This window comes from Pseudomonas parasichuanensis, from assembly GCF_021601385.1.
In the GTDB taxonomy this organism is placed as follows: domain Bacteria; phylum Pseudomonadota; class Gammaproteobacteria; order Pseudomonadales; family Pseudomonadaceae; genus Aquipseudomonas; species Aquipseudomonas parasichuanensis.
Window position 1 is genome coordinate 13259 of record NZ_BQHO01000040.1, and the last position, 16455, is coordinate 29713.

Sequence of the window (16455 nt, forward strand, 5' to 3'; positions counted from 1 at the left end):
GTTCAGATCAGGCTGCCCAACTGGAAAATGGGTAGGTACATCGCCACCACCAGGCCCCCCACCAGCAGCCCGAGAATCAGCACGATGGCCGGCTCCAGCAGCGTGGTCAACTGCTCCAGCCCCTGGCTCACCTGCTCCTCATAATGTAGCGCGGCTTTGTCCAGCATCAGGTCCAGCGTGCCGCTGGCCTCGCCCACCGCCACCAGCTGGCGCAGCAACGGCGGGAACAGCGCGTCCACCTCCATCGCCTGGTGCAAGCCCAGCCCGTTCGCCACACCCTGGCGCAGGGCCAGGATCGCCCGCTCGTGCAGGCTGTCACCACTGACCGGCGCCACCGTCTGCAACGCATCCAGCAACGCCACCCCCGCCCCGTAGGAGGTCGCCAGGCAACGGGCGAACCGCGCCAACGCCGCCTGGCCCAACAGCGGCCCGACCACCGGCACCCGCAAGGCCAGCCGCAACAGCCACAAGCGCGCAGGCAAGTGCCGCCGATACAGCTCACGCGTGCCCAGCCCTAATGCCGTTATCAGCACCACCAACCAAGCGGCGTGATTGCCCAGCACTGTGGATAAGTCGATCACCCACTGAGTGAACGCCGGCAGTGCCTTGTCGAAACTGGCGAACAGGCTCCGGAACCGCGGCACCACCTCCAGCAGCAACAACGCCGCCACCCCCAGCCCGGTCAGCAGCAACAGCGCCGGGTACAGCATCGCCTTGCGCACCTTCTGCCGCAGCGCCTGGCGCTTCTCCAGCATCGTCGCCATCTGTTCCAGTTGCCGGTCCAGCGTGCCGGCGTGCTCACCCACCCGCACCAGGTTGCAGTAGAGCGCATCGAACCACGCCGGGTGGCGCTGCAAGGCATCCGCCAGCCCCAGGCCCGCCGCCACATCCTGTTTCAACCGCACCAGCAGCCCACTCATCCCGCTGCCAGCGTTGCTGCGCACCATCACCTCGAACGCCTGCAACAACGGCACCCCCGCCGTCAGCAAGGTCGCCAACTGCCGGCTGAACCCCGGCGCATCCGCCTTGCCCTGGCGCTGTGGCCAGCGCCACCGCCAGCCCCCCGCCGGCCGCACCTGTATTGCGCGAATGCCCTGGCGCTTTAGCCACGCCCGCACGAACGCCGGGCTGCGCCCAGCTTGCTGGCCCTGTTGACGAACCCCGGCGGCATCGATGCCCTCCCAGGCGTAGAGGCGGGTAGACGGTGGCATGCAAAGTCCTTTGCAGTGAAGCGACAAGCCCCGTAACAGCTTGCCGGGCCCGACAGCGGGCGCGATTCCATGACGGTCACTAGAGTAGTTGAGCACCAAGCCCACCCCGCCACCGAGGGGTGACAAAAGGTGTCGGTTCAGGCCTACTGCGCGCCTGCCGGCAGGGCCCCAGCGCCCCGCGCCTCCACGCATGACGAAGGAATACCGCCTATGAAAGGGCAACGCGGCATCACCCTGATCGAACTGATGATCGTCGTCGCGATCATCGGCATCCTGGCGACCATCGCCATCCCGATGTACACCAACCACCAGGCCCGCGCCAAAACCGCGGCCGCCCTGCTGGAAATCACCGCCCTCAAGACCCCGATGGACGTGCGCCTGAACGACGGCAAGAATGTCCCCGACGTCGCCAGCCTCGGCGGCCAGGCGACCACCGCCCACTGCGCCATCGTCGCCACCGGCACCGCTGCCGACGGCACCGGCAGCATCGCCTGCACCCTGGCCGAAGCCCCCGCCAACGTGCTCGGTAAAACCCTCACGCTCACCCGCACCCAGGCCGGCTGGAGCTGCACCACCACGGTCGAGGAAGACCTCGCCCCGAACGGCTGCAAGGCGCAGTGAAAGTGAGGTGAAACAGGGGTTTGCGTAACGCACACGGCAGTGGTACGTTGCGCAACACGCCGGTGTAGCTCAGTCGGTAGAGCAGCGCACTCGTAACGCGAAGGTCGCAGGTTCGATTCCTGTCTCCGGCACCACATCCAGCTCCACTGCATTCCGCTGAATGCTTTGGAAACCCTCTAAACCGGCCATCTGGCCGGTTTTTCGTTTCCACGACCCTCTGTTGAGAACCAGCAAAGATTATATCTCTAGCTATCTCACCTGGTCTGATCACTAGCCAGATATTGCAGCTGCACACAGGAGACCATCAGGTCTGCCGGGTTATCTTTTCCTCGGTTCGCCAACTGCGTCCAGCTGCTACCCTCATCACTCAGAACACCGATCAAATTGAGCAGGCCTCAATCATGGCGGCAGTCCGTGGGACACCTCAGGTGTGCCGGTTCCTTTCGTCCCGGTCGGCCAACTCACGTACTGCTGCCTCCCAACGCCTTCGCTCGAGTCATTTCCTACACATTTCAAAGCCATTTCTTAGCCCCAGGAACCTTGCCCAAGAAAGCCCCAGAGAATAAATTCCCCTCCAGTCGCGGCAAATTCCGCGACCGGGTTTGGCGACCCGGGTAAACTTGGCGCAGCAGCGCCCCACACGATTGCAGGCGCTTTTTTTGTGCCTGCAACCTCGTGCCATGGTGGCTGTGCGCGGGAGACCTTCGGGTCTGCCGGGTTCCAAGTTCCCGGTTCGCCAACCTGCGTACAGCTGCCACCCATTGTTTGGCGACAGTGCGTGGTGGTTCCAACTTAACTTGGAGTCTCATGCATGACTTTCACACGTCTGTACAGGATCCTCGCATCCGCTCTCCGCCGCCCAACCCCCGCGGCCACTCCATCCCCAACCTTTTACCCAATCGACAGCCAGTCCCTCGCCACCCGTGAGGTGCCCCATGACTGACCACGAACGCCTATCCACTATCCAAAGCTACGCCTGGACCCTCGAACTGCTAGGCGAGGCACTGGTCCAGCACGACGAAATGCTGGAGTGCGAACACAACCCGCAACTGAGCTTCCGCAGCACAGCGGGGATTCACCAAGCGATCCGGATCATCAGCCGGCTGGCCAGCGAGCAGGTCGGCAAGCTGGAGGCGATGAGAGAGTAGGGGGATCTGAAAGTCTGAAGCTACGCGTCACAGCGGCCGCTTTGCGGCCCTCTCGCTTAGCGCCTCTTGGCCGCGCCTATCAAAACCACCCACCCCGCGAAAGCTCCTGCTCGCAACTCCGATACTGCGCCCCAAACACCGACGCCCGCGCCTGAACCTTCTGCGAGACGTTCACCAACCACGGCTTGGCGTCATAGCTGCGGTTACGGTAGCCACCCCAGCCTTCGTGGTAATTCAGGTACTGGCCAAAGGCGTCCCACTTGGACACGCCATTCACCCGCTGGCTCTTCTGCATGTACCAGCCCATGAAGTCCAGGGCATCGGCGAAGTCGTCGCGGCTGGCGCCCCAGCCGCCGGCTTCGCGCTTGTAGTCGGCCCAGGTCTCGTCCTTGGCCTGGGCGTAGCCGTAGGCGGTGCTGACCCGGCCCCAGGGGATGATGCCGAGGAAGTAATAGCGCGGCGGCAGGGCGTCGTGCTTGAACGAGGATTCCTGGTACATCATGGCCATCGGCACCTGCACCGGCGCACCCCAGCGCGCCTGCATCTTCAGCGCCGCTTCGTGCCATTTCGGTTTCTCGCGGAAGATCTCGCAGAGGTTTTCGGGGTTGGCGGGCGGCTTGGTGGCGCAGCCGGCAAGCGCCAGGAGCAGGGCTGGCATCGAGAGCCGAAGCATGGGCGGGGTTTCCTTTTTGCAGACGTCGGGATCGCAGGTGGCGGGCGCTTTATACAGGCTTTCAAACCAGGCCGGGGGGTTGTCTTCTGGATAACGGTTGCGCAGAGTCTGCCTACCTTGTCAGGAGACACCCATGCCGCAAGTCATTTTCGCCGCCGCCCAATGCGCCATTCGCGATGGCGATATCACCGCCAACCTGGCCTTGCACCTGGATTTCATGCGCCAGGCCCATGAGCACGGCGTAACGCTGCTGCTGTTCCCCGAGTTGTCCCTCACCGGATATGAACTCAAGACAGCCAGTACCCTGGCCCAGGACCTGGACACGCCACTGCTGGCGCCGCTGCGGCAGTTCGCCCAAGAGGCGGGCATGACCACAGTGGTCGGCATGCCGCTCAAGGTGCCGGGCCAGGACAAGCCTCGCATCGCGGCGTGCACCCTCCACCCGGATGGCTCGATCAGCGCTTACACCAAGCAACACCTGCATACCGGCGAAGACCTGTTCTTCGGCGCGGGGAGCGGGGGCGAGTTGCTGTCGGTCGCCGGTGTATCCGTGGCCTTGTCGGTGTGCGCCGATTTCACCCACCCCGAGCATGCCGCCCATGCGGCACAGCGCGGCGCGCAGGTGTATGCGACCGGCGTGCTCATTGGCGAAACGGGTTATCCGGCGGATAGCGCCTTGTTGCAAAGTTATGCACAGCGGCATGCCATGGTGGTGCTCATGGCCAACCATGGCGGTGTGACGGGCGGCTGGGCCGCGGCCGGGCGCAGCGCCTGCTGGGATGAGCAAGGGCGGTGCGTGGCGGCTATCTCTGGTACGGGCAACCGGTTGTTGGTTGTTACCAGGCAGGTTGAAGGTTGGCAGGGGCGTGAGTTCTTGGTGGCTGAGCTTCCCGCGTGATCGTGAGGCGCTTGCCGGATCTCGGGTGGAGGTTCGATGTTCTGAGCACGGCTCCCACAGCCATGGTGAGCAAAACTCATGGGCAGTCGAAGCGCGCCTCCATAGCCTCCAGGCTCACGGTTTTTGTTTCACCTTTGCGGAGTTGGCGTTCTGTCGCAAGGCGGTCTGCGAGCAGATCATTGATTTGATCACGTAGCATTTCAAATGTCTGGACACTCAAGAACACTGCTACCGGCTTGTGGCTCCTGTGAATCAGGAAGCCTTTGCACTCGTTGTTTTCCACTTCAGCCAACCGCGATTTGAGCGTTCTCTTCATCACTGTGGCTGGCACTGACTTCAGTGATTCAATCATCACGGCGCTCCTTTTCTGGTTGCAGTGATTCCAGTGCCTCAATACCGAAAGCCAGCCTCAGGCGCTCAATGATTTCCCCCTGTGAGGCACCTGAACCCATGGCTCTCGTATCCCTGTCTTCCTCGGCCAAGCGCGTTAGAAACTTGGCCATATCACTGGCAATGCTCTCGGGTAATTCCACCCGGTCTCCGGTCAACAACCCGATCAACATCAGGTGCTGGCGACCTTCAAGCAGGAAGGCGTAATAGTCTTCATCGAGCAGAATCGCCGAAAGGCTGGAAACGGATTCGTCGGTGGGGATGGGTGTCAAGGTGGCGTGTTCAGGGAGCTCAAAGCCATCAGGTGCCCGGGAGAACAGTTCGAGCTGTGCGGGGTAGCTACCGTCAGTGGGGTTTTGGAATCGGTAGAACACGGGATGCGTCTTGCCAACTTGCCTGATCTGGTAGCCGCCACTGTGGACGAACGCCCAAAACGCAGCGACGAACTGGCTGTCCAGCGCTTCGATGACCAGCACGATATCCAGGTCCTTGGTGCTTCTGAAGGCAATGCCGGCCTCGTCCATTGTCAGTGACGAGGCCACTCCACCAATCAACACGTACTGATCGCGGTAACTGCAAAAGTGTTGCCCGAAAAGCGCTAATCCTCTGACCCCAACCATTCAACCCGCTCCCTGAGTTCATCGAGCGCAATCTGGATGCGCGCGTCCTGGCAATTGTCCAGGCTCAGGAGCAGGGAGGCTTCATCGGCACGGTTGCCGGATGTATCCAGCGTGTCATAGGACCAGATTTCCACCCACGCCTTGGTGTCATCCACCGACGTGCTGAGCTGTATCGAGCCCTGCGCAAGCAGCCCGTCTAAATGGGCGCGGGTCATGCCGTAGACGGGCTGCGCCGGAGCGGCCAGCAGCGTGAGGCTGGCCAGGGCGGTTTCACCGGCGAGGAATGTCCCGTGTTGTGGCGCGAGCTCAGTAGAAATTGCGACTTTGCGTTTCACCGGCGAGCGCAGGTACGGGCGTGCTTGCTTGAACACTTGTGTTGCGCTGCCGCTGAACCTGTAGGTTTGGTTCGCGCCCTTGAACCCGGTGGCGTGAAGCAGCCCGGTCAGGAGCAGTTGTTCCACGACCTTGGAGAGGGTCACTCGGCTGTAGCTCAGGTCGCCCATGAGTGTGCTGGCCGGGAAGGGTGTGTCGTTGTTCCAGCCTTCATGAAGGCGAGCGAGCAGCATGGCCTGGGCGGCGGGGAGCAGGGCGGTGATTTTGGATTGGGCCTGGCGTTGGCGCACGCGTTCGCGCAGGTCCATGGCCAGTTCGGGGACAAACAGCTGGTAACCGGGCTGAATGAAGTTGAGCTGGTGATTGATAAGGCTGCGCCGGTCCGCTGGAGACAAGGCCTGACACAGATAGACAGGTGTTGCGAGCGCAGCTTTGCGTACCTGGGCGATGTGTTTGGTAAGGGTGACGGCACCGGGGTAGATGGGGTCGCCAGGTACCAACAGCAGTATCTCCAGGGGCGTAGGGTCGAACCGCAGCGTGAGCACGATGAAGGTGTAGGCGTCCTGAAGGTGGTAGGGCAGCTTGAGCTTGACCCGCTTCAGATCAGTGGGCACTCCCAGGATGGTCTCAAGATAGCGTTGGATGTCCAAGGGCTGGATAGCCATTTGAATGAGTGCCGTGTTAAGTGGTTTTTTACACTGTAATCCTGCATAGGTAACAAATCAAAAATTAGCTTGCATGGGCTTGTTGCTGCTGCCGATAGACCAGCAAGCTTTGCAATCCCGCGCCTGCAGCGCCCATGCCCGCAGCCTCCAGGCCGTACCGGGCTTCGCGCACCTCTTCAAACGGCTTGTCAGATCGTCATACAAAAAGCCAATCGGTTGAGTTACGCTGCCGAGTGATGGCTACTGGCCATTTTCGGCGAACGCATGGACGTGGGCGCGACAGGTGGTTTGCCCGGGTTCCTTGCTGTGCTCACTCAGCAATCGAGGCTGCAAGCTACATGGACACGACCCCTCTGAAAGATTTCGATATCGCTGTGTCACTGAACCAGCGCGGGCTCTGCTGTCAGTTCGAAGAGGCCTGGCGGGTATGGAACCGCAGGGCCCGCACGCCGTTCAGAATCCTGGCCACGCCACTCAACTCTCGGCAGGAACCCTCCACCACCCACCTCCAGGCCAAGCTCGGCAGCCCAGTGTTGTCACTGGATGCGCAGCGCATGGCGAGCCAGGAGGTGCTGACGACCTTCGAGCTGCTCGACGGTAAGCTGACCTACATGAGTGGCAGCGACGCCATCGAACTGCCCATCCATGAGTATTCCCTGTCGATCCGCTCGATGGTGAATAAGCGCACGGTCAGCCGAGAGCAGTTGTACAAGCACAATCCAAAGTGCGCCGAGGAGGTGAACCGGCAGTTGGAGCACTTGAGTCTGGCCGAGGGGCAGTTTTCCATCCAATGCCTGTTCCTCACGCTGACCCGGCCCGAAGCGCTGATGATCCCGCAGCTGCATGCACCCGGGGGTGTCACGCTGTCGATCGAGGCCCGCTTCCAGCTGATGGGGTGTATCGAGACCTGGATCGCCGACAGCGGCATTAGTGGCCCCAATGGCCTGCTGCTGATGGCTTCGGTTGTGCCGCGGGTGGCCAAGCGGCCTCCCAGCCTGTTCATGGAGGACTACCTGTTCCGTTTGGTCAGGGAGCATGTCGCGGGTGTCGAACCCGACCTTACGCACACCATCGACTACCTGTGCGTCACGGAAGGAGGGCACAGGCTGCCCGACGATGTCGCCAAGCAGAATGAACTGTGCCGCCTTCAGGGGATCTGGCCCAGCCACATGTTCGCGAACGGCTCCGATGGCTTGTTCGCAGGCGTGATGGTGCTGCGCAAGGACCTGTTCATCCAGCACCTGCTCAACAGTCTCAGGCAGGCACTCAAGCGCGAAGTGGACCGCATGGCCCAGGAAAACAGCGTGCAAGCCAACTCAGGCAGGCTCAAGCACCCCGAGCTGGACTTTCTCGAAGTGCTGAGTTTCGAGCGTGACGGCAACTCGCTGTTCCTGCAGGGCAGCAAGCATTACCAGTGGAAGGACGGCGACCTCAAGCTCGCCCTGGACAAACACCTGAAGCTTGAGATCAAGCTCGTCGAGGGCAACCTGTTCGTGCTTGACGGCCAACTCTACGGCCATCTGGACCGCGACCGCACCACCTCGTGGGACATGCACTCCCGCGCCACGGCCACCCGCAATACCGACATCGGCGGCAGCATGTCGTTGAGTACCCAAGGCGAGACTGCCAAATGCTCGTTGGTGCCGGTGTTCGCGCCCACCTTCACCCCGGTCGCTGGCAAAAACGACGACCAGGGCGACACCTGGGCCATCACCCAGTTCTTCACGCGCATCAACAACAGTTGGGACGTGGGGATCGCCGGCGACTGGCTGAGCGCATCGCGCGACGCGATCATCGGCATGCTCGAGGGGGTGTTCCGGGACGTCAACGTGCAGATGGGCAACCTGGCCTTCGTCCCGCCAGGCGAGGAGACCTTCTTCTTCCGCAAGCCGCGCTTCAACCAGCATCTGGACCTGGTCATCAACGTCTTCCATCGCGATGTCTGAGCGCCCTCAAGGAGCACTGTCCATGCAAAGAACACCTCAAGTGGTGCACCTCGACGCGCTCGATGGCCACAACACCGTGCAAGCAAGCTTCACCGTAGGCAGCGACATCATCGACTACATCGAGCCCGCCCGCACCTTTGGCCGGGACGACCTGATCGACCCGACCACCAAGGGCCGCTTCCAGCAGCGCATGGTGGCGCTGCCAGACCGCCGTGGCGCGGCCGTGCAGCCCATGGTCCTCACCTTGGGCAAGGGGCAGCAGCTGTCGCTGGTACGCCGCGACGATGCAAGCTCCGCGGGTTGGCAGAGCCTGTCCTTGCACGACAAGGTAGTCGCCTTCGCCGCCGGTTGGGCCATGGTCGATGGCAAGGAGCTGACCACCCTGGCCGTGGCCCTCGATGAGGGCGTCGGGGCTTCGCGGCTGCTGGTGGCCTACGGTTTCGATGCGCAGGCCGTCGATTGGCAGCAGTTGCCCTGGCGTGACCATGGCACCCGTGATGGCCTGGCGATCGACGCCTTGCGCGTGCAGCAAGGGGACGATGGCGTGTGGACGGTGCTCATCAGCGCCGCAGGTTCTGCGGGGCAGGATGTTTACCTGGTGCGCAGCAACACACCCGCGTCCTTGAAAGAACACTGCGTATTGTTCAGCGTTGCGCGTGATATCGGCGAAATCCTGGATTTCGCTGTGGGCATGATCGAGGGCCGGCCCGCGTTGCATACCCTGGGGTTGGGGATCAGCGACCGCCAGCTGTTGCTCAATGCGCGCAAGCTGCCGCAGTTCAAGGACGGCCGCCCCGAAATCACCTCGGGGTCTGCGTTCCTCTGCCCGTCGGGCGCGCGGGTGATGGCCATGGGGCAGACCCGCTGGATGGGCACTGACCTGTACGTGGGGGGCAAGGGCGTCTGGCGCCTGCCGGCCGAAAGCCTCCCCGAGCAGGACGATGCCGAGTTCGAGCCGGTCATCCCGGCCAGCCTTGCGCAGGATGTGCTCCAGCTCAGCGTCTGCGAAGCCGCGGACGGGGCCACCAGCGTATGGGCGCTGCAAAGTGACGGCACACTGTTGGTCGCCCAGCGCGCCGGCCTGTCCGCCGCCTGGGGCGAGCCGGTCGCGCTGCGCCGGCATGTGGTGGACCTTGCGCCGGTGGTGGGCGACGACAAGCTGACCGGCAGCGTGCTGCTGGTCTACGAGAACGGCCAGGCGGCCCACCAATGGCGCGATGCCGAGGGGCACTGGCAAGAAACCTTGATCCATGTGGCCGACCCCCAAGCGTCGGCCTGCATCACCTGCTTCTCCACCAGCATCAGCGTGCTCGACCCTGCGGGCATTCCCCGTGGCGAGGCCACACTGCAGCTGCGTACCTCGGTGCTGTCCACCCTGGTGGTCAATGGCCGCAGCCTGTTCGTCGGTCCGCAGGACCCGGTGCAGGTGCAGACAGACCTCAGCGGCAACCTGCGCATCTTCAACCGGGCCCTGTCGTTCACCCCGGCGTCATACGCGCTGACGCTGGATGGCTTGGAGCAGGTGCTGGAAATCAATCCAGCCGCTTCGTTGTACCAGCGTTTCACCGGCATCAGCACCGAAGAACTGCAGGGCGCCGAACTGCCCGGCGGGCAGGGCAAGCTGCTGCCGCAGGCGTTGCGTGGCAAGGAAGGCGCACACACGGTGCAGACGTTGCTGGCGGTGTTGCGCCAGGCCGCGCAGCTGGTCGGCGGCGACCAGGCCACTGGCGTGCGCTTGCGTGATGGCGACCAGGGCTTTCACTCGTCCCTCGACACCCGGCACATGGCGGACGACTTCTGCCTGGCGGTTTCCAGCCGCCAAGGGCAGTTGCAGGCCCCGGCGGCGTCGGCCCTGGCGGGGGCATCGACGGCCGCTGCGGTGATCCTGCCTGGCCTGGGCCAGTCGCTTTCCGACCTGCTGGAGGGGGTGTGGCTTCACGAGGACTCGCCAGTGGCCTTCTTGATCCGCAAGGTCAGGGGCGTGGTCGAGTTCGTCTGCGAAGTGGCCGGCAAGGTGAAGCGCTTCGTGCTCGATACCCTGGAGAAGATCGGCGGGTTCTTCAGCTGGTTGTGGCGCCAGGTGCGCACCGGCATCGACAAGGTCTGGAGCTACGCCAAGTTTCTGTTCGACTGGGGCGACATTTCGGCCGTGCGCGAAACCATGGCCGATTTCATCGACGAAGAACTGAAAACCTTGGCCACGCGTGTGCATGATCTGCGCAAGTTGACCAGGCCCGCGTTCGAAGAGGCGATCAAGGCCATCGATCGAAAAAGTGTAGAGCTCAACCTCATCGCCGATTGGCACAAGCAACCGGTACCGCCAGGCTCCGGCAGCGTGACCCAGGCGCAGCGCGAATCCAGGCACCAGCAACAGAACGTGTCTCAAAGTGGCCCAGGCGGGGGGATGATGGACCTGCTCGGCAGCATCGTCGCGTTGGTGGTGAAGGTGGAAATGCCGGCCGCCCAGACCTTCGAAGGGATGTCCGCGGCGTTCGACGAGCAGATGTCGGCGTTCTCCACTTCCGGGCCGACCTTGAAGGAGAGCTTCCAGCACATCCTCGGGCCGCAGGGCTTCACCCTGGCGGACTTCGACCTCGACAAGCTGACACGTATCATTTACGCGCTGGTGCTCAACGTCGCCAGGAAAGTCACCCTCGCGACCCAGGAGCTGGTCGAAAAGCTGATCGAGTCGGTGGCCGGCTTTGTCGACTTGTTGCGACGGATCCTGTTCGCCACCATCAGCTTCCCGTTCATCGAGAAGACCTTCGCCTTGCTGACCGGCAAGCCCCTGGATACCGGTGTGCGGCTGATCGACATCATCCTGTTCGTGCCCTCGGTGCTCGGCACGGTCACCTACAAACTGTTCATGGGTGACCGCCCCCTGGCGCCGGTGCTTGCCAGCCGGCCTGCGATCAGCGGTGCATTGGCCGCACAGTCCAGCGCCAATGCCTCGGCGTTCGATTACCTCAAGGACGTGATAAACACCTATGTCGGGATGGTGGTGTTGTCCATGGGCATGGCCTCGGCCATGACCGGGTCCAAGGCACAGAAGGCGACCAAGCCGCTCGATTGCCTGCTGCTGGCGGGCAAGGCGGGGATGCACATGCTCAAGACCCCCTGGCGCAAGGGTGATGCGCCCTTTACCGCGGCGGACCAGCTCAGGCACATCGTTTTCTGGGTCGGGGTAAGCGGCATCGCCTACAAGGGCTGGCGCCTCTACCAGGGCCGTGAGGAGAACCTGTCGAGCTACCACCTGGACAACGTCGACTCGGCGGAAACCGCCAACGGGGTGGAGATGTGCTTCATGATGCTGCAGTCCGGCCTGAAGGTGCTTGCGCTGGCCTACGACGATGACCCGCAATATCTGGAGACACTGCAGTTCGTGGCACGCAACAGCGCCCTGTCGGCCTATAAGTTCTGCACGATCTATCCCGAGCCGCTGACGCGCGGCAAGGTGGTTGCGGCTGCCACCGCAGGCGCCTTCGCCTTCGACTTCGTGGTGGGCATGATCCGTCATGGCACAGAGGCGCCCAGGATCTAGCCGGGCGTCTTGGTATCGCTCAGCACGGGCCAGCACTGGCCGTGCTGGTCGGTCCAGGGGTGGCGCAGGTGGTCCAGGCAGGCTTGTACATCGATGCCGGGATAGCGCAATTGCATGGCGGCCATGAGGCCGGCAGCCCGTGCGGTGGCACCGCTGGTCTGCCCTGGTTCGCCGGGGTGGGCGAACAGCGTGGTCGCGCATGGGCTACCGGCGCTGGCTGCCAGGCGTTTGCTGGTGGCGTGCAAGGTGTGGCCGTGATTGCCAGACAACGCGCCGACGCTGATCACGTCCCTGAGGATGGCGGGCCAGGCCATGCCTGGCCGTTCGATAGCGCTGGCCGATGCGTTGCGGTTTCCTGCTGGCATCAGGGTTGGCACGCCGGCCCTGCGTAGCTGCGCCACATGCTCGGCCAACGGCGTTTGGCGAAAGGCATCGTCGCTCATGTGCAAGGCGTTGTCTGCCAGCGGTGCGCACACCAGCGTGATGCCCAGTGCTGCCCGTTGCCGAGCCAGCCAGTCGAACACCTGGGCCAGGCGTTCGACATCGTTCAGATGACCGTACCGGTCCAGCAGCCTGACCACGAACACGCGCCCCTGCGGGCAGGTTTCGAAGAGGGTTTGCGCCATGGCGGTGCCGTGGCTGTGCGGGCCAGCCTGGAACTGGTGCTCGGCACCTTCGTCGGAGAAATTGATGCCGCCTGCCAGGAAGCTGTGGGGGAGCGTGTCGGGGGCGATTCCATCGTCGATAAGGCAGATCATGGGGCACGCGCGGGCGAGAAAGCCACAGGCTATCACGGCCGAGTGATCGTGCCGATGCGGCTTGCACCGCGCGCTATAGATCTTCCAGCGTAACCTTCACCCGCCGGGGCGCAGCCAGGCGCTCAGGTGTCGTGGCATGCTGGGCCTCATCCGCTTCGTTCCTCGGCGCGGGCTCACAGGGTTGTGGTGTCCCCGACTCGAACCACACCGGCCACGAACTGCGATGCCGGTTCTCCACCTGCACACAGGGGATCAACCGCTCAGTCAACACCTCGGCCCGCCCCACACTCACCGCCAGCCGGTACTTGGCGCTGTGCACGCATTCCCGGTCGCCAAACTCGCAGCGGTCCAGGCGGGTTCCGCCGCAAGGCCCGTTCGCCAGCCCTTTGGGGCAGGTCTCGGGGCAGATGTACAGGGTGTCCTCCAGCCGGCAACTGCCGCAGGTATCGCAGCCCACCATCGGCCGCTTGATGCGCCGTTCCAGCTGGTGCAGCCATTTTGCTGCCGCCGGGTTGCGCCATAGCGGTCGCATCACAGCCCAGCCAAAGGCCTTGCTCAGCGGCGTGGTGCGGCTGAACAGTTGATGGTGCATCGCTTCCAGCAGGTGATAGCGGGCCTGCTCTTTTGTCGACGCGGTGATCTGTCGTTGCCCGAGGCGCCAGGCATGCCCGGGCGGGTGGAAGGTGACGGCTGGCAGGCCAGGCTCCTGCCAGGCCGCATGCCAGGCGGGCGTCCAATCCTTGAAAGTGGTGAACAGCGGTTGCAGCTCAGTGATGGCCTGCTCCAGCGCTTCGAACTGGGCGACATCATGAATGCCGGACAAGTGCACACCGGCATAGCCCATCAACTTCAAGCCGATCACTTGCAGGGCCAGGCGCTGGTTGGCGCGGTCCTTGGCGTACTGCTTGGACACTGCCGTCTCGGCGGCCAGTAGGGCGCGCGTCGACGGTGTGACGGTCACCCCGGCGACGTGCTCGAGCATGCCGGCGCGGCCTTCGGTCAGCGCCATGATGCAGGCCATCAGGGGTTTCGGCTGGTGCTGGCGCTGCATCCAGTCGAACGCTTCCTGATGTTTCTCGATGTCGAAACCCAGTTGCAGGATGAACAGGTCGGCCCCTGCGGCCAGTTTCTTCTCGGCCTTGAAGTACTGCGCGCCGCCCTCGGCCTCCTGGTACTTGAACGGATTGAGCGCGGCGGCCAGCAGCCAGTGCGGGCGGGCCTGGCGCACGATCTGCAATGCGGCGACGGATTCGAGGTAGCGCACCGGGCGTTCACCCGGAGTGTGGCCGGGCAGACGGTCGCCAGTGAGCACCAGCAACTGGTCCAGGCCGGCGGCGTCCATGCGTTGCAGCTGGGCGAGCAGGTCGCGGCGTTCGCGGTCCTTGCCAGAGAAGTGCAGCAGGGCGGGGACGGGCTCGGCCAGGCTGGCGAAGGCGTCCAGCGGCGACATGTCCAGGGCGCTGCCCACGCGGTCGCCGATGGCCACGGTCAGCGGCCAGCCACACAGCTGGGTGCGGGCCATGAGGGTGTCCAGCGTGGTGAAACGCTCGGCGGAAGGCTTGGGCACGAACTCGAGGATGCAGGCGAAGGCGTTGGCGTCCAGGGTCGTTTTCAGCAGGCTCATGGTGGGCGGGCTACCGGGTTTGGGCAGGGTGGCAGTGTGACGCAGATCGGCGCGCGGGGGCATGTCTGGTTGCGCGGGGGAATGTGTTGTTTGAGACATTCGGGGTTGATCCCACTGGCCTCATCGCCGGCAAGCCGGCTCCCACAAGGACCTCACAGCCCCTGTGGGAGCCGGCTTGCCGGCGATAGGGCCTGTGAGGCGGGCGTGGCATAGGATCATGAGAAATTCTTGAGTTCATCTCAAATTTTATGAGTTTGTCTCACCTCCACAGCCCCAGCAAAATGCCCTCATTCAATTTCAAGCATCTAAGGGCACGAACATGGCACTGGCACACAACCTGGGTTTTCCCTGCAACGGCCGCGATGATGAGCTGAAGCAAGCCCAGGCGGCGTTCTGCAAGGGCGAGCTGGACGAGGCTGGCCTGCGTGCCGTGGGCCGTGCCCTGCGTGCAGCCAACTGGCAGGCGCAAAAGGCCGCCGGCATCGAGCTGCTGCCGGTCGGCGACTTTGCCTGGCAGGACCAGGTGCTGACCCACTCGCTGACCTTCGGCGTGATCCCTGAGCGCTTCAAGGCCGAGGACGGTGCCAAACCGACGCTGAAAACCCTGTTCGCCATCGCCCAAGGCGAGACCCAGTGGTTCGACACCAACGAGCACTACCTGGCCCCCGAATTCACCGCCGACCAACAGTTCGCCCTGAGCTGGGAGCAGTTGTTCGAGGAAGTCGAAGAAGCCAAGGCCCTGGGCCACGCGGTCAAGCCCGTAGTGATCGGCCCGCTGACCTACCTGTGGCTGGGCAAGGCCAAGGGCGGCGAATTCGACAAGCTGGACCTGCTCGACCGCTTGCTGGCGCTGTACGACCAGATCTTGAACCGCCTGGCGGCGCAGGGCGTGGAATGGGTGCAGATCGATGAGCCAATCCTCGCCCTGGACCTGCCGCAGGACTGGAAGAACGCCTACGAGCGCACCTACAACATCCTCCAGCGCGCCCCGCTGAAAAAGTTGATCGCCACTTACTTCGGTGGCCTGGATGCCAACCTCGGCCTGGCCGCCAACCTGCCGGTCGATGGCCTGCACGTCGACCTGGTGTGCGCCCCGGACCAGCTCCAGACCCTGCTCGACCGCCTGCCGGCCTACAAGGTGCTGTCGCTGGGCGTGGTCAACGGCCGCGAGGCTGGGCACGGCGACCTGGAGCAGGCGCTGGATGTACTGCACCATGCCCATGAGCGCCTGGGTGACCGCCTGTGGGTCGCGCCATCGTGTTCGCTGCTGCACAGCCCGCTGGCCTTCGCCATGCAGCAGTGCCAGGAGGTGGCAGCGCTGACGACGGCGCTTGCCCAGGCCGAAGCCTCGCGCCTGTGCGCTGCGTAGCAGCCCCGCGATCATTCAGGCACCATCGCACTTTCCACTGCGACCATAGCGGCCTGCCATGAAGCCCACTCACCTCACCCTGGTTTGCCACGCCCGCACCGATGCGCAGCGGGTGGGGCGCTTCGCGGTGGATGACGAGCCGCTGCGTGATGCGCCGGGGCCGCTGACCGAGTTATCCACAACTGCCCGCTACCTGACCGCACCCGAGCTACGCGCCCGGCAAACCGCCGAGGGGCTGGATGCGACGGTCGATGAAGGTTTGCGCGACTGCGACCTGGGCAGTTGGAAAGGCATGCCGCTCAAGCATCTGGACGAGCAGGCGCTGCAGTTGTGGCTCACCGACCCGCAGGCCGCACCCCACGGTGGTGAATCAATCGCCGCGCTGTGCGAGCGTGTGGCCCGGTGGATGGACAGTGCCCTGGCCGAGGGTGAGTGGGTCGCCATCACCCATCCCTTTGTCATCCGCGCCGCGATGTTGCATGCGCTGGGGGCGCCGTTGGCGTCGTTTCAGCGCATTGATGTACCGCCCCTGGCCCGTGTGCGGTTCAGTCGTTACGGTCAGTGGCGGCTGCAGCTCATGTGATAAACATGTAAGGCCTTGGGGCCGCTTCGCGCCCCTTTCGCTGGCAAGCCAGCTCCCACAGGGACCGTGCTGGGC

13 protein-coding genes, 1 tRNA gene and 1 pseudogene are annotated in these 16455 nt (G+C 63.7%); 8 read left to right on the plus strand and 7 right to left on the minus strand.

The genetic code is table 11. The features are described 5' to 3' along the window. Nucleotides 1-2: 2 nt before the first annotated feature. A complete protein-coding gene (locus L6D77_RS23820; protein WP_232884929.1) occupies nt 3-1211 on the minus strand; it encodes a type II secretion system F family protein in 1209 nt (402 codons plus the stop codon). 210 nt (nt 1212-1421) lie between these two features. On the opposite strand from L6D77_RS23820, the gene L6D77_RS23825 reads away from it, so the two are divergent. The 3 genes from L6D77_RS23825 to L6D77_RS23835 all read left to right on the plus strand — a co-directional run bounded on the left by L6D77_RS23825 (nt 1422) and on the right by L6D77_RS23835 (nt 2980). Next, nucleotides 1422-1832, plus strand: coding sequence for a pilin (locus tag L6D77_RS23825; RefSeq protein WP_232884928.1), 411 nt, complete (start codon nt 1422-1424; stop codon nt 1830-1832). A 58-nt stretch (nt 1833-1890) separates the two neighbouring features. Then, nucleotides 1891-1966, plus strand: a tRNA-Thr gene (locus tag L6D77_RS23830). Nucleotides 1967-2767: 801 nt separating this feature from the next. Continuing rightward, nucleotides 2768-2980 (plus strand): hypothetical protein, encoded by a 213-nt coding sequence (locus L6D77_RS23835; protein ID WP_232884927.1) that lies wholly within the window; start codon nt 2768-2770, stop codon nt 2978-2980. Nucleotides 2981-3059: 79 nt separating this feature from the next. Here L6D77_RS23835 and L6D77_RS23840 read toward each other — a convergent pair whose 3' ends face one another. Continuing rightward, nucleotides 3060-3653, minus strand: a complete 594-nt coding sequence (locus L6D77_RS23840; protein WP_232884926.1) for a transglycosylase SLT domain-containing protein — start codon at nt 3651-3653, stop codon at nt 3060-3062. A gap of 133 nt (nt 3654-3786) precedes the next feature. On the opposite strand from L6D77_RS23840, the gene L6D77_RS23845 reads away from it, so the two are divergent. Continuing rightward, nucleotides 3787-4551 carry a carbon-nitrogen hydrolase family protein gene (locus L6D77_RS23845; RefSeq protein WP_232884925.1) on the plus strand — a complete coding sequence of 255 codons (765 nt, stop codon included), beginning with the start codon at nt 3787-3789 and terminating at the stop codon, nt 4549-4551. A gap of 76 nt (nt 4552-4627) precedes the next feature. Here the strand turns inward: L6D77_RS23845 and L6D77_RS23850 are convergent, their stop codons facing one another. The 3 genes from L6D77_RS23850 to L6D77_RS23860 are packed head-to-tail and all read right to left on the minus strand — an operon-like array spanning nt 4628 to nt 6559. Next, nucleotides 4628-4903 (minus strand): hypothetical protein, encoded by a 276-nt coding sequence (locus L6D77_RS23850; RefSeq protein WP_232884924.1) that lies wholly within the window; start codon nt 4901-4903, stop codon nt 4628-4630. After that, entirely contained in the window at nt 4896-5561 is a 666-nt protein-coding gene (locus L6D77_RS23855; protein WP_232884923.1) for a hypothetical protein, read from the minus strand. Before L6D77_RS23855 ends, L6D77_RS23850 begins: the two co-directional genes overlap by 8 nt. Beyond that, complete coding sequence (locus tag L6D77_RS23860; RefSeq protein WP_232884922.1) at nt 5540-6559, minus strand: hypothetical protein; 1020 nt, start codon at nt 6557-6559, stop codon at nt 5540-5542. Before L6D77_RS23860 ends, L6D77_RS23855 begins: the two co-directional genes overlap by 22 nt. A gap of 338 nt (nt 6560-6897) precedes the next feature. Between L6D77_RS23860 and L6D77_RS23865 the strand changes: the two genes are divergently transcribed. Both L6D77_RS23865 and L6D77_RS23870 read left to right on the plus strand, forming a co-directional pair. Continuing rightward, nucleotides 6898-8505, plus strand: coding sequence for a hypothetical protein (locus L6D77_RS23865; RefSeq protein ID WP_232884921.1), 1608 nt, complete (start codon nt 6898-6900; stop codon nt 8503-8505). Nucleotides 8506-8527: 22 nt separating this feature from the next. Further along, nucleotides 8528-12046 carry a hypothetical protein gene (locus L6D77_RS23870; RefSeq protein ID WP_232884920.1) on the plus strand — a complete coding sequence of 1173 codons (3519 nt, stop codon included), beginning with the start codon at nt 8528-8530 and terminating at the stop codon, nt 12044-12046. Here the strand turns inward: L6D77_RS23870 and L6D77_RS23875 are convergent. Next, nucleotides 12043-12804, minus strand: a complete 762-nt coding sequence (locus L6D77_RS23875) for a S8/S53 family peptidase (RefSeq protein ID WP_236170184.1) — start codon at nt 12802-12804, stop codon at nt 12043-12045. The genes L6D77_RS23870 and L6D77_RS23875 overlap by 4 nt on opposite strands. Before the next feature lie 73 nt (nt 12805-12877). Further along, complete coding sequence (locus tag L6D77_RS23880) at nt 12878-14428, minus strand: methylenetetrahydrofolate reductase C-terminal domain-containing protein (protein WP_232884918.1); 1551 nt, start codon at nt 14426-14428, stop codon at nt 12878-12880. A 319-nt stretch (nt 14429-14747) separates the two neighbouring features. Here L6D77_RS23880 and L6D77_RS23885 point away from each other — a divergent pair. Further along, nucleotides 14748-15794 (plus strand): annotated as a pseudogene (locus L6D77_RS23885) (5-methyltetrahydropteroyltriglutamate--homocysteine S-methyltransferase); the annotation flags it as partial. Nucleotides 15795-15855: 61 nt separating this feature from the next. Continuing rightward, entirely contained in the window at nt 15856-16380 is a 525-nt protein-coding gene (locus L6D77_RS23890) for a histidine phosphatase family protein (protein WP_232884917.1), read from the plus strand. Nucleotides 16381-16455: the final 75 nt, after the last annotated feature.